Annotated in this window: 11 protein-coding genes; 7 read left to right on the top strand and 4 right to left on the bottom strand. The window is 40.2% G+C overall.

Features of this window, described 5'->3' with window-relative positions:
• From hopL to fliW, 4 genes are all read right to left on the bottom strand, one after another.
• Positions 1–3,699 (bottom strand): Hop family outer membrane protein HopL, encoded by a 3,699-nt coding sequence (hopL, locus tag AA974_RS05105; RefSeq protein WP_064433686.1) that lies wholly within the window; start codon positions 3,697–3,699, stop codon positions 1–3.
• Positions 3,700–3,721: 22 nt separating this feature from the next.
• The gene (gene hopI, locus AA974_RS05100) at positions 3,722–5,806 is read right to left on the bottom strand and encodes a Hop family outer membrane protein HopI (RefSeq protein ID WP_064433685.1); all 2,085 of its coding nucleotides are present in this window, start codon (positions 5,804–5,806) and stop codon (positions 3,722–3,724) included.
• A 107-nt stretch (positions 5,807–5,913) separates the two neighbouring features.
• Complete coding sequence (gene murG, locus AA974_RS05095; RefSeq protein ID WP_064433684.1) at positions 5,914–6,975, bottom strand: undecaprenyldiphospho-muramoylpentapeptide beta-N-acetylglucosaminyltransferase; 1,062 nt, start codon at positions 6,973–6,975, stop codon at positions 5,914–5,916.
• An 11-nt stretch (positions 6,976–6,986) separates the two neighbouring features.
• On the bottom strand, positions 6,987–7,394 hold the full coding sequence (gene fliW / locus AA974_RS05090) for a flagellar assembly protein FliW (RefSeq protein ID WP_001105851.1): 408 nt from the start codon (positions 7,392–7,394) through the stop codon (positions 6,987–6,989).
• A gap of 137 nt (positions 7,395–7,531) precedes the next feature.
• Between fliW and valS the strand changes: the two genes are divergently transcribed.
• The 7 genes from valS to rplS all read left to right on the top strand — a co-directional run bounded on the left by valS (position 7,532) and on the right by rplS (position 13,802).
• Positions 7,532–10,150 (top strand): valine--tRNA ligase, encoded by a 2,619-nt coding sequence (gene valS / locus AA974_RS05085; RefSeq protein ID WP_064433683.1) that lies wholly within the window; start codon positions 7,532–7,534, stop codon positions 10,148–10,150.
• A 14-nt stretch (positions 10,151–10,164) separates the two neighbouring features.
• Complete coding sequence (gene ffh, locus AA974_RS05080; RefSeq protein ID WP_064433682.1) at positions 10,165–11,511, top strand: signal recognition particle protein; 1,347 nt, start codon at positions 10,165–10,167, stop codon at positions 11,509–11,511.
• 73 nt (positions 11,512–11,584) lie between these two features.
• Positions 11,585–11,815, top strand: coding sequence for a 30S ribosomal protein S16 (gene rpsP, locus AA974_RS05075; RefSeq protein ID WP_000216125.1), 231 nt, complete (start codon positions 11,585–11,587; stop codon positions 11,813–11,815).
• 16 nt (positions 11,816–11,831) lie between these two features.
• On the top strand, positions 11,832–12,179 hold the full coding sequence (locus AA974_RS05070) for a KH domain-containing protein (protein ID WP_064433681.1): 348 nt from the start codon (positions 11,832–11,834) through the stop codon (positions 12,177–12,179).
• Positions 12,180–12,734, top strand: a complete 555-nt coding sequence (rimM, locus tag AA974_RS05065; RefSeq protein WP_064433680.1) for a ribosome maturation factor RimM — start codon at positions 12,180–12,182, stop codon at positions 12,732–12,734.
• On the top strand, positions 12,735–13,424 hold the full coding sequence (trmD, locus tag AA974_RS05060; protein WP_064433679.1) for a tRNA (guanosine(37)-N1)-methyltransferase TrmD: 690 nt from the start codon (positions 12,735–12,737) through the stop codon (positions 13,422–13,424).
• Positions 13,425–13,445: 21 nt separating this feature from the next.
• Positions 13,446–13,802, top strand: coding sequence for a 50S ribosomal protein L19 (rplS, locus tag AA974_RS05055; protein ID WP_000797699.1), 357 nt, complete (start codon positions 13,446–13,448; stop codon positions 13,800–13,802).
• The last annotated feature ends 126 nt before the right edge of the window (positions 13,803–13,928 follow it).

The raw sequence follows: 13,928 nt of genomic DNA, 5'->3' as shown, positions 1-13,928 counted from the left end.
TTAAAACCCCATGATGTAATTGATATAGAAAGTATAAAGCCTTCTGTAGCTCACATCAGCCCCAGCGCTTTTTAAATACGCTTGATTGATGAGAGGCACTTTGATCCCAAATTCCACGCTCTTTTGGCTGATAACCCCTTGATTGTGGAATTTCTTAGCAAAACGCTTAAACTCCGCAAAGTTGGTGCGCACCCCAAAATTCAGCGCCACTTGAAAATTCGTTGAATGGATGTCATTAGCGTTCCCCCAATTGTCAATGATTTGTTGCCTCAAAGAGCTAAGCCAAGTTGCGCCACCCAGTTGGACTCCAGCAAATAGCCCGAAATTCAACGCTTTAGTGTTGTAAGTCCTCCTGAATAAATTCCATAAAAAATCCGTGCCTACCCCATAAGCAAAGATATTCGCTTTCACGCTTTGATTGGCTAAACCTATTTCACTATAGCCGTAATCAAAGAAAAAATAATGCCTAAGGCCTAATTTTCTCGCTTTACCAAAGAAGTATTTATAACCCAAACCAACCCCTAAGCCATTGCTCATGCCGTGTTGGGTGCTTTTAGCAGCCGCATACTGGCTTAAAATGGGTTGAGAGCCGTAGTTATTGGCTTGATTTTGCGCGTTTTGAACCTGATTTCTAGCGTTAATCATCGCATCAATGAGTTTTTGTTGCACCATAAAGAATGTTTTATCCCCTAAAAGCTGCCGTAAGGTTTGCGAGAATGACTGAATGGTGGTGGTGTTAGAAGTGATTTCTTGGAGCAAGGTTAAAATCGCACTAGGGCTAATATCGTTTTGTAAGGCTTGAAACCCTTGAGAAATAGCGCTCGTAATGGCTTGAAAAGCGCTTGTGAGGCTAGCATTACTGCTATTATTATCATTATTTTGGATAAACCCGGCGGTTTTAATAAATTCAGTGAGCAAGTTAATTAAATTATTCGTATCGCTCACCCCATTTGTGGGGATTGCCCCTAAAAGGTTGATAAGCCCACCGGAGCAAGTAGCGCTACTACTACCGCTACTACCATTACACAAATGACTGAGACTGTTGCTATTATTTTTTAACGCTTCAAAGAATTGTTTTAAGCCGTTTTCAACGCCTTTATTATTCCCAGAGCTGGCGATAATGTTGGCTATTTTTTGGGCGTCATTATAGACTTTTTGCAAGTTGGTTTCGCTAGTGGTTGCGGTGGTGGCGTTTTGTTGTTTGCTAGGGGTGTAGCAATTGCTCCCACTCGTCCCGTTGCTCCCGTTGGTGCTATTGCATGGCGTATAGCCGTTATTACTGCCACTATTATTATTACTACTACTATAAGTCCCTAATTTCCCATCGCTGGCGTCTGTGAGCATTTGGTAGGCTGTGTTGATTTGACTGGTTCCATTTCCGTTTCCACTGATTCCCCCATTGCCTCCATTAACGCTCTTAAGATTGGTGATAATTTGATTGAGCAACCCACCGCTAGTGAGCGTGATTTGTTGGACATTGTAGGTGGTATTGTTCGTGCCATTGCCATTTTGAGTTGTTGCTTGTGTTTGATACCCTAAAGCGCTTTGTAACCCGCTGTAATAAGCCTTAGAATCTGACCATTGCTGATAACACCAGTTACTACCACTCCCATTCGTTCCGCCCGCGCATGCGTTATTATTGCTCGCTGATCCACTAGTTTGCTGGGTTTGTTGGCTTTGATTGATTAAAGCGTTCATGTCTGTAGGCACTTGCTGGTTAATGGTATTGATGAGCTGGTAGAAATTCGCTCTCAATTGGATGCGTAAATCTTGGTTAGTGTTAAGCGTCATATCTTGCGACTGACTCCCATTAGTGTTATAAATCGCGTTCGCCCAAGCTTGGATATTACTTTCTTGGTTTTGAAAAGCGCTTTGAATGCTTTGTTGGAAATTGCTGACATTTTGCAATACGGTGTTTAAAGCTCCCATTACCGTGTTGTTAGGGGATTGAGTGGTTGCCCCACTGCTTTGATTGGAGTCAGTCGTTTTAGCTTCTTCATTATTCACAACCACCATCGCTTTTAACTTGGAAGCGTTGCTTTTAGCTTGAGCGTTAGCGCTAGTCCCATTAGTAGAGCTTAAAATATTTTGCAATTGGGCGTTCCCGCTGATGCTCAAACCCCCTGAAGAGCTGGCGTTATTGCATGAGCTTGTCCCAGATTGCGTCCCATTAGCGCATAAGATATTGGCGTTTTTTTGCAAATTGGCTTCTGAAGTTTTTAAAGAGTTATAAACGCTCCACACTTGAGAGACAAGGTTAAAAGAATTCACGCCGATCTGCTCTTTGCCCCCTATGGTTTGGACTTTGGAGGTGGCGACTAAAGAATTGTCAAAACTGCTTGTGTTGCTTGTGGAGCTTGTGGCTTTGCATGAAATCCCGCTAGAAGTATCGCTAGAAAGGCTTCCGGTAGCGCTTGTGCAATCATAGGCGCTGATATTTTGCCCTTGATTGTTAGTAACGGTGCCGATTTGGTAGTTATTAGAAGTGTTTTTGAGCAAGTTTTTAGGCTCAGTGAAACTGATCCAAGAAATTTGCTTTAAAGCGTTATTGTATTGTTCTATCGTGCTTTCATAGGCTTGGAAATTCAAAGCGTTGTGCAAGTTGTTTAAATTATAGGTGGTGTTGTTGATCGCATTGTTGTCTAAAGTGTTGATGGCAATGCTTTGAAGCTTTTGAGCAATGGCTTGGACTTGTTGGTTGGCTTGGTTATTTGAAGTGGGGGTTGCGGCTAAAGGGGCTAAATTTTGAATGAATTGCTCTAAACACTGGACTTGATTGGTGCAACCATTGAGGTTATTTGGATTATTATTAGCGCTCAATTCCCCTTGTAAGGTGTTCATTAAAAGGGTGTTGTTGTATTGTTGTTGGTTATTGCTGTTTGAAGAAGTAGAGCCTAAAATGGAATTAGTGGGATAAAATACGATTTGTCCCGGCGGGTTTAACACCACATGCGTTGTGGTCGTTGTAGGGAAATACCCCACCCCAAGGGTGTTTAAAGCGTTTTTTAAAGCGCTCACATAGATGGTATTATTGCTAGAGGCATTCACTGCATCGGTTAGATTGGTGAGTAAGGATTGCGCATAAGTGGTGCTAGCGGTTTTAGTGATGCTGTGTTCAATTTGTTGCAATAATTCTGTCATGGATTGCACGGTGTTTTGGAGCTGGGCTTTGACTTCTTTGGCGTTGTTGCTAGGATTAAGGCTATTGATAGAGCTAATGATATTAGAGCTTAGCGCGATGCCTTCATCAAACGCGCTCTGGGTGTTAGAAAGGAGTTTGGCTGTGATTTGTGAAGAATGGGCTTTTAAAGGATCAGAGCTCCCTTTAAGCCCTATGATTTGCTGGGAAATGCTAGAGATTTGACGGCTAGAATAAAAGTCTTTTCTTTTGCCAATTTGATTTAAGATATTAGAAATGCCTTCTAATTGGTTGCCCACGGTGTTACTCACGCCATAGCCTAAAGCGTCAATGACGCTTTGAGAGCTTAAAGTGATAAGGCCAGTAGTAGGCCCTGCAATATTGATCGCGCTTTGAGTCACGCTGTTGATGATGTTTTGATTTTCTAAGAGTTGTTTGTTATTGATAAATTGTTGCGTGCCACCGATTTGATAGCCTACAGACATATACCATCCATTGTCTTCAGCTAAGAGAGAGCCAATTAAAAAGAATGGTATAAATTTTTTAGCTTTTTTTATCATATTTTTCCCTTATTTTATTTAATCAAAAGCCTATGTTGTAGCCCACATAAAAACTAAAGGCTCTTCTATACTTCGCTGTAACGCCTTCTGATTGGTAATAGGTGTGATAAAGCACCGGTATTTTAAGGCCAAATTCTATCCCTTGAGAAAAACGAGATCTTTTTTGATTAGCGATTTTGGAAAAATTAGTCCTTATGCCTAAATCAAAAAGGAATTGGAAAGAAGTGTCCTTAGGCTTAAGATGGTTGCCATCTACCTGGTTTAAAAAATTCGTATTCCAGGTTTGCCCTGCAAGTTGGATGCCGGCAAAAAAACCTATATCTATCGCTTCAGTCCCCCTTTTTCGGGTAAAAATATTAAGAAGAAAGTCTGTGCCTGCTCCATAGCTAGAGAGAGTGGCTTTCACTAAAGAAGATCCTGTGCCAAATTGAGCGTAACCAAAATCATAAAAACCATAATACCTAAGCCCAAACATGCGCTTTTTGCCAAAGAATTGCTTATAGCCCATTTTCACGCCAAAGCCGTTCATGTTATTAGAATTAGAGTTATGTTCCAAAAAATTCCTAGCAAAGCCCATTTGATAGACTTGATTCACTTTAGTTTGCATTTCATCAATCACCCCATGAATCACTTCTTTAGAGCGATAAAGCCCATAAGCCATTAAAGTTTTTGCCGTGGGGGAATAGGGGCTAGCTAAGATCTTGTCTATTTGTGCGGTGGTGGGGGCGTTTGTGGCTTGCTCTAGTTGGTTTATGATGACTTTTTGCTCTTGTTGGGCTTGTTGTGGGGTTAGATTTTGTGGGTTTGCATTATTGGTATTAGCTTTTTCTCCATAGCTAGGCAAGAAATTCAAACCTTTATTATTCAAATCCAAATAGGGGGCGACCCAATTAGTGATAAAATCCCCATACGCTGCGGTGTTACTGAGCAAACTTTCCCCATAGCTGATCGCATCTTGCATCTGGCTATAGCTTGAAGTGCCTGTCAGTTTAGCGGCTTTATTGGCGAAGTTTTGCATGCCTGAAAAAATCATAGAAGCGGTGATGCCATTAGCGATGATGCTATCAGCTAAATAATAGACTGCCGAGCTAGGGTGGTAGGTGTATTGGCCATTGCCTGATCCAATCGTCGCTCCAGCGGGTAAGTCTTTTAAGGGCGCTTGCGTAGTGTCATTTTTGGTGTAATAACCCGGGCCGCTAAAGCTTTGGTAGCCTTGTTGGGAATTGTTGCCATTAGGGGCTTTATTATAAGTGAAGCCAAATTGCTTTTCATTGGCTAAGCCCCCTAAAATCCCTGCTTGCATTAAAGCCTGGAAGATGTTTTGGGCGTTTTGAGCGATAGAGTTAGCTTCATTAGTAGCGGTGCATTGGTTTTGACTGCTGCAAATGGTTTGATTACTGCTTGCTGTGGCTAAGCCGTCTTGTAAAAGGTGTTGCAAGACTTCGGGGCTAAAACTTACAGGGCTGCCATTAGGGGTGCTAAAAGATTTATCCGTTAAGGTTTGGTTATACCAGAGCGTGGTTAAAGCGTTGGTAATATCATCATTTAAAGCGTTCATGACATTGGCTAGACCCTCAGGCAATGCAATAACAGTGCTTTGATTGCCAAATTTGATATTAACGATTTTGGCGTTAGAAAGATTTTCAGGGTTACGGATTAAAGTCTCGCCGATGAGTTGGGTGAGCTTGTCTAAATTATTGACTAGAGATTGCATATCAAAGGTGGCATTGACATTGCCTCTTGGAGGGTTGTTGCCTGTATCGCCGTTATTTTCTTTAGGATAGCCCCCCGCATAAAGCAAACATCTTTTAGAAGGATCAGGGCAGAGCATTTGCATTAAAACTCTAGTTTGTTGCCCCATCGCTTCTAAATAATAGGCTAAAGGCACTGCCGCAGATTCTAGAGCGATAGCGTTTTGGCGGATGTAGGTGGATGCGTCTTGACTGGCGTTAAGCCCTGAGTTATCCACCCTTTGAATGGCTAGAGAAGTTTGATAACTCACCCCCATAAAAAACCCATCATCTTCTGCCGCTAAGGGATTAAGAAAAAATAAGGGGAGTAGGCTAGAATAGATAAGCCATTTTTTATTAAAAACAAAGTTTTGCAAGGGGTTATCCTTTTCTTTTTAAAAGATTTGAGCTATCCTAAATTTTATTTTATTTATCGCTTAAGTTTAATGGTTAGTCGCTTAATTGTTGATTAAAATGGGCTATTTTAGGTGTTCAAAATCGTTTCAATGATGGTTTTTGCGCCGTTTTTAGCGATTTTTTGTTGCAATTTGTTGCTGATAGTGGTGAGGTTTTTATTGTCTTGCTCGTCTTTTTGGTTGAGCTTTCTAATGACTTCAAAGAGCTTTTTAGGCAATAATTCATTTTGAGGCACGACATAGCATAAGTTTTCTTTTTCAAATTCTAAGACATTGTAATACTGGTGGTTATTGCTCGCAAAAGGGTAGGGGATAAAAATCGTGGGTAAGCCATTGGCGCACAATTCCCACACGCTGCTCGCTCCGGATCTGCTCACACACAAATCCGCCTTGCACATGACCTCTATGATGTTGTTGTGGAAAGCAAACAATTCTACCTTATCCAACAGCCCTAATTCCTGGTAAAAAAAGCGCACTTTTTCATAAGAATTGGAGCCGCAAATGTGCGTGATTTGAATCCCTTGTTTGGTGAGTTTAGGAGCGTTTAATAAAGCGAATTCATTGATCGCTTTGGCTCCTTGCGAACCGCCTAAAAATAAAATATGCTTGATTTCAGTGCGAGTCCTAGCAAAATCAAAAAAAGCGTTTTGCACGGGATAGGAGGTTAAAACATGATTTCCCTTATCTTTAAAGGCATAGCTTGAAAACACCGCTTTAGCTTTAGGGGAAAGGTAGCTATTAAGAGAGCCTTTAATCGCATTTTGCTCATGGATATAAAGGGGTATTTTATTGAACAAGCTTGCAAAACTCGCAGGCCCTGCACTAAATCCTCCCACGCTAATGGTGTGCGTGATCTGGTGTTTTTTTAAGATTTCTTTAGCCTTAAAAGCGGCTTTAGCTTGCAAGAATAAAGAGCCTATTTTTTTAAAGAAGCTTTTATTGACCACGCCTTGCGTGTTGAAAAAATAGCGTTCGCTAAACAGGGGGCTGTTTTCAAACCATTCTTTATCCTGCCCATAAGTTGAGCCTAAATAAATAGTCTCTATGCCTTGCTTTTCTAATTCTATGGCTAAGGCTTTAGCGATAGAGAGATGCCCCCCTGTGCCTCCCCCTGTAAGAGCGAATTTCATGTTAAAAACCTTTAAGCTCGTTCTCTTTCTTGAATCACAAAGCTTTTTAAGGGGTCCCTAAAGCCAAAATCCGGATAATCCATCATAGAAAGTGCCACTTGAGCGCCAAAGCCGTTTTTGGAATTAAACACTAAAGGGGCTAAGAAATTAACCATAGAATCTTCTAAATTTTTTTGCAACACGACCACGCAATACACCTCAACTTTGGAATGAGAATCTAATTCTAGCAGTAATTCTATGTATTTGGGTATCACAAAGCTGTATTCCCTCAAACAATAAGGATTCACTAAGACCATATCCAACGCCATAGGGGAATTGGTTTGACCAATTAATCGGCTGAATAAGGAATCAATTTTTTCCAAACGCACTTCATTGATATGCTCAAATCCTAAAATAGGGGCTTTTAAAAAGTAATTCACTGGACTATCCTTTTTAATTTAAATGCTTTGTTGTATAATTTTAAAAAAATACGCAACAATTAAAAGCGTAAAAGCAAAAGGCGTTCCAAAATCCAACCATTTTTTAAGGAACGCTCTATTTTAGGATAATAACAATAATGAAACAAGAACCCACCACCTACCAACCCCAAGAGATAGAAAAAAAGATTTATGAAATTTGCTCTCATAGGGGGTATTTTGAAATTGATAGCAATGAAGCAATCCAAGAAAAAGGCAAACGATTTTGTTTGATGATGCCCCCTCCTAATGTGACTGGCATCTTACACATAGGGCATGCCCTAACTTTAAGTTTGCAAGACATTTTAGCGCGTTACAAGCGCATGGACGGGTATAAGACTTTGTATCAGCCAGGGTTGGATCACGCCGGTATTGCGACGCAAAATGTCGTAGAAAAGCAACTTTTAAATCAAGGGATTAAAAAAGAAGATTTAGGGCGTGAAGAGTTCATTCAAAAAGTGTGGGAATGGAAAGAAAAGAGCGGGGGAGCGATTTTAGAGCAAATGAAGCGTTTAGGCGTGAGCGCGGCCTTTTCTAGGACTCGTTTCACGATGGATAAGGGCTTGCAAAGAGCGGTTAAATTGGCGTTTTTGAAATGGTATGAAAAAGGCTTCATCATTCAAGATAATTACATGGTGAATTGGTGCACTAAAGACGGGGCGCTGAGCGATATTGAAGTGGAGTATGAAGAGCGTAAGGGGGCGTTGTATTATATTAGATATTTTTTAGAAAATCAAAAAGATTATTTAGTGGTGGCTACCACACGCCCTGAAACTTTGTTTGGTGATAGCGCGCTGATAGTCAATCCTAATGATGAGAGATACAAGCATTTAGTGGGGCAAAAAGCGATCTTGCCTTTAATCAATCGCACAATCCCTATTATCGCTGATGCGCATGTGGAAATGGAGTTTGGCACAGGGTGTGTGAAGGTTACCCCTGGGCATGATTTTAACGATTATGAAGTGGGCAAACGCCACCATTTGGAGGCGATTAAAATCTTTGATGAAAAGGGGATTTTGAACGCGCATTGCGGGGAGTTTGAAAATTTAGAGCGTTTAGAAGCCAGAGAAAAGGTCGTAGAAAAATTAAAAGAAAACGCCTTATTAGAAAAGATAGAAGAACATACGCATCAAGTGGGGCATTGCTATCGTTGTCATAATGTGGTAGAGCCTTATGTGTCTAAGCAATGGTTTGTCAAGCCTGAAATCGCTCAAAGTTCTATTGAAAAAATCCAACAAGGTTTAGCGCAATTCTACCCTTCTAATTGGATCAATAACTACAACGCTTGGATGAGGGAATTACGCCCTTGGTGTATCAGCAGGCAATTGTTTTGGGGGCATCAAATACCGGTATTTACTTGCGAAAACAACCACCAGTTTGTAAGCCTAGACACCCCTTTAAACTGCCCTACTTGTAAGAGTGAAAAACTAGAGCAAGATAAAGATGTGCTAGACACATGGTTTAGTTCAGGGCTATGGGCGTTCTCTACTTTGGGGTGGGGGCAAGAAAAAAGCGATTTGTTTAATGAAAACGATTTGAAAGATTTCTACCCTAACACAACGCTCATTACCGGGTTTGACATCCTCTTTTTTTGGGTGGCCAGGATGCTTTTTTGCAGCGAATCGCTTTTAGGTGAATTGCCCTTTAAAGATATTTACTTGCACGCCTTAGTGAGGGATGAAAAAGGCGAAAAAATGAGCAAATCTAAAGGTAATGTGATCGATCCTTTAGAGATGATAGAAAAATACGGAGCGGATAGCTTGCGTTTCACTTTAGCCAATTTGTGCGCTACGGGCAGAGACATTAAGCTTTCTACTACGCATTTAGAAAATAACAAGAATTTTGCCAACAAGATTTTCAATGCGGTGAGTTATTTGAAACTCAAACAAGAAGCTTTTAAAGACAGAGAGCGTTTGAACGAATACCAAACGCCTTTAGGGCGTTATGCGAAATCGCGCTTAAATTCAGCGACTAAAGAGGCGCGTAACGCTTTAGATAACTACCGCTTTAATGATGCGACCACTTTGTTATACCGCTTTTTGTGGGGGGAATTTTGCGATTGGTTCATTGAATTTTCTAAAGTGGAAAATGAAGCGATAGACGAATTAGGGAGCGTGTTAAAAGAGGCTTTAAAACTCTTGCACCCTTTCATGCCCTTTATCAGCGAGTCTTTATACCACAAGCTCAGTAACACTCAGCTAGAAAACACCCGTTCTATCATGATCATGCCTTACCCTAAAGATTTGGCACAAGATGAACCATTAGAGCATGAATTTGAAGTGATCAAAGATTGCATTGTGTCTTTAAGGCGTTTAAAAATCATGCTAGAAACCCCACCGATTGTTTTAAAAGAAGCGAGCGTAAGATTAAGTAAAGCCATAGAAAACACAGAGCGTTTGCAAACTTACGCCCAAAAATTAGCGAGATTAGAAAAAGTCAGCGTGATTGGTTCTAAGCCTTTAAAAAGCGTGAGCGATGTAGGGGAATTTTGCCAAACTTATGCGAATTTAGAAAATCTTGATTTAAGCCCGCTTGTTGCGCGTTTAAAAAAGCAGTTAGAAAAATTGGAAAAAGAAAAATTAAAACTCAATTTGCACAATGAAAATTTTGTCAAAAACGCGCCTAAAAGCGTGTTAGAAAAAGCGCAAGAGAGTTTAAAAACGCTTTTAGAAAAAGAGAGTAAGATCCAGCAAGAATTGGATTTGTTAGAACAACCATAATAAAAGGATAGAAAATGTTTCAAGCATTAAGCGATGGGTTTAAAAACGCACTCAATAAAATCCGCTTTCAAGATGATGAAAAAGCGCTAGACAGAGCGTTAGATGAATTGAAAAAAACGCTTTTAAAAAATGATGTGCATCATAAAGTGGCTAGAGAATTGCTCAAAAAAGTGGAAAGTCAAACTAAACTGAATGGCGTTGGTAAGCAGCAATTTTTAGACGCTTTAGGAAAGAGTTTGTTAGAAATTTTAAACGCTAAAGGGAGCAGTGGTTTTACTTTCGCTCAAACGCCTCCCACCGTGGTTTTAATGGCAGGTTTGCAAGGGAGCGGTAAGACAACCACCACCGCTAAACTCGCTCATTATTTAAAAACCAAAAATAAAAAAGTGCTTTTATGTGCGTGCGATTTGCAACGCCTAGCGGCAGTGGAGCAATTAAAGGTTTTGGGCGAACAGGTGGGCGTGGAAGTTTTTTATGAAGAAAATAAAAGCGTGAAAGAAATCGCTAACAACGCTTTAAAAAGGGCTAAAGAAGCGCAATTTGATGTTTTGATCGTAGATAGCGCGGGGCGTTTAGCCATTGATAAAGAGCTTATGCAAGAATTAAAAGAAGTTAAAGAAGTCTTAAACCCCCATGAGGTGCTGTATGTCGCAGACGCATTGAGCGGGCAAGATGGGGTCAAAAGCGCGAACACATTTAATGAAGAAATAGGCGTGAACGGGGTGGTGTTAAGCAAATTTGATAGCGATTCTAAAGGGGGTATCGCCTTAGGCATCACTTATCAATTAGGCTTGCCCTTGCGTTTTATCGGGAGCGGGGAAAAAATCCCGGATTTAGATGTGTTTGTGCCTGAAAGGATTGTGGGGCGTTTGATGGGGGCTGGAGATATTATCTCGCTCGCTGAAAAAACCGCTAGCGTTTTAAACCCTAATGAAGCCAAAGATTTAAGCAAAAAACTCAAAAAAGGGCAATTCACTTTCAATGACTTTTTAAACCAGATTGAAAAGGTGAAAAAATTAGGCTCTATGAGTTCTCTAATCTCTATGATTCCAGGTTTAGGGAATATGGCAAACGCGTTAAAAGACACGGATTTAGAAAGCTCTTTAGAAGTGAAAAAAATCAAGGCTATGGTCAATTCCATGACGAAAAAAGAGCAAGAAAACCCCGAGATTTTAAACGGCAGCCGAAGAAAAAGGATCGCTTTAGGGAGCGGCTTAGAAGTGTCTGAAATCAATCGCATCATCAAACGCTTTGATCAAGCGAGCAAAATGGCGAAACGCTTAACGAATAAAAAGGGCATTAGCGATTTGATGAATCTAATGAGTCAGGCTAAAAATCAAACACCCCCTAAAATGCGCTGATTTTTAAGCATGTTTTAGGCACTTTTGTTGTATAATCTCAAATCTAATATGAATATTTTAGGAGATTTTTGTAATGACAGTCATTAGACTCACGCGCATTGGGAGAAAGAAAAAGCCTTTTTACAGAGTGGTGGTAACCGATTCTAGGAAAAGAAGGGATGGGGGTTGGATTGAATCCATTGGGTATTACAACCCTTTAAGCGAGCCTAAAGATATTAAGATTGATAAGGAACGCTTGAATTACTGGAAAGGTGTGGGGGCTAAAATGAGCGAGAGGGTGGAAAAACTTTCTCAAAAAGCCTAAGGTTTTGTGAGATTAAATGCACGAATTAGATCCTTTGAACACGCCTTTTTCTCAAGCTGAGTGTAAGGACTATTCGTATTGCGTGGCAACTTTTTTAGAAAAATATTTAAAAAAGGTTGTTTCTTTTCCTCAAGCTTTGAGCGTAGAGTACACGCTTTTAGAAGATAAAGTCAAACAAATCACTATTTATACCCACCCGTCAGACATGGGGCATGTGATCGGTAAAGAGGGCAAAATGGTGAGCACAATTAAGGCGTTTGTTTCTGGTGTGAAAGCCAAAGACGGGTTTTCTTATAAAATCGTTGTTTTTGCTAGTAAAAATGGTGATAAAAATCCCCATGTTTTAGGCGATCAAACGCCTTGAATGGTTTCTATGCTTTTAGTGGGCAGAATTGGTAAAAGCGTGGGGCTTAAGGGGGGGTTAAAGCTTCATTTAGAGAGCGATTTTCCGGAGTGCTTAAAAAAAGGCGTTAAGGTGAGTGTCGCTTCCCTAAATGCTTTCTCTTGCACTTCTTCTTTTAAAGAATATATCATCCATTCTTATGAACATGCCAAAAACCTGTTGTTTTTAGAGACTATCCACACGCCCGAAAAGGCTAAAGAGCTGACTAATTTAGGGCTTTTTATGAGCGAAGCAGAGAGTAAAAAACTCTGTGTTTTAAAAGATGGGGAGTTTTTTTATTGCGATTTAGTAGGGCTTAGCGTGGTGGAAGAAAACGAGATTTTAGGAAAAGTCATAGAAATCCAAAGGATTTCTCAAATAGATTATTTTATGGTTGAAACCACGAAAAGTTTGGTTGAAAAAGGTTTGGCTAAGATTTTTTTAATCCCTTATAGGGATTTTTATATCAAAGAAATCCTTTTGCAAGACAAAAAAATAACCACCAATAACGCTAAAACGCTTTTAGAGAATAGTTGAGTGAAATTCAGCGTTTTAACCCTTTTCCCGCAACTCGTATGGCCTTATTTTGAAGATTCTATTTTAAAAAGAGCGTTAGAAAAAAATCTCTTTGAATTAGAAGTGTTAAGCCTTAGAGATTTTAGCACTAATAAATATCAAAAAGCGGATCACACGCTCATTGGTGGGGGTGCAGGGCAAATTTTAGACCCTGAGATGATAGAAAATGCGCTCCATTCTGTTAAAAACCCTAAACACACGATTTTTTTAAGCGCGGTGGGCAAGCCTTTCAAGCAAATAGACGCGATGCGTTTGGCTCAAAAAAAACATGTCGTTTTGGTGTGCGGGCGTTATGAGGGCTTTGATGAACGCTCTATTGAACTTGGTGCTGATGAGGTTTTTTGTATAGGCGATTTTATTTTAACAGGGGGCGAGCTTGGGGCGTTGTGCTTGATAGATAGTGTCGCTCGCTATATTCAAGGGGTTTTGGGCAACGCTCAATCTTTAGAAAATGAGAGCTTTGAAAACCATTATTTGGAAGCCCCTAATTTCGCTAACGCTGTTTTTAAATCCAAAGAAATCAATAAAATCCCTGCCCCTTCAGAATATTCTAAAGGAAATCATGCTAGAATCAAGCAACTAAGACTTGATTTGTCAAAATTAAGGACAAAATTTTACCGCCTTGATTTATTCAAACAGCACAAATCATGAAATTGACATTAAGGAAAACACATGAAAAACCGCTACATTCAGCAGTTTGAAGACGCTCAATTAAAAGACAAGACCATGCCAGCATTTAAAGCCGGCGATACTTTGAGGCTTGGTATTACCATTAAAGAAGGCGAAAAAACACGAACTCAGTATTTTGAGGGCGTGTGCATTGCGATTAGAGGCAATGGCGTGGATAAGACTTTTTGCGTGCGTAAAATAGGGGCTAACAATATCGGCGTGGAGAAAATTTTCCCTTTTTATAGCGAAAGTTTAGCGAGCGTTGAGGTGTTGCGTGTGGGTAGGGTTCGCCGTGCGAAACTCTACTATTTGCGCGATAGGAGAGGTAAGGCAGCAAGGATCAAAGAAGTCCGCCATTAATTTCTGTTAAGATTCTTTTTTAGAAAGATTAGTTAAAAATTAAATAAGGCTTTGAGTGTCTGTATTTGATGAGAACAGAACCTTTATTCTCTTTAAAAAACAAGGCATGTTTAGATCCCCATGCTA

Origin of the sequence: Helicobacter pylori (assembly GCF_001653475.1) — a bacterium.
Lineage (GTDB): Bacteria > Campylobacterota > Campylobacteria > Campylobacterales > Helicobacteraceae > Helicobacter > Helicobacter pylori_CM.
The sequence above is the reverse complement of the archived record's forward strand: the minus strand, read 5'-3'. Positions and strand labels throughout refer to the sequence as shown.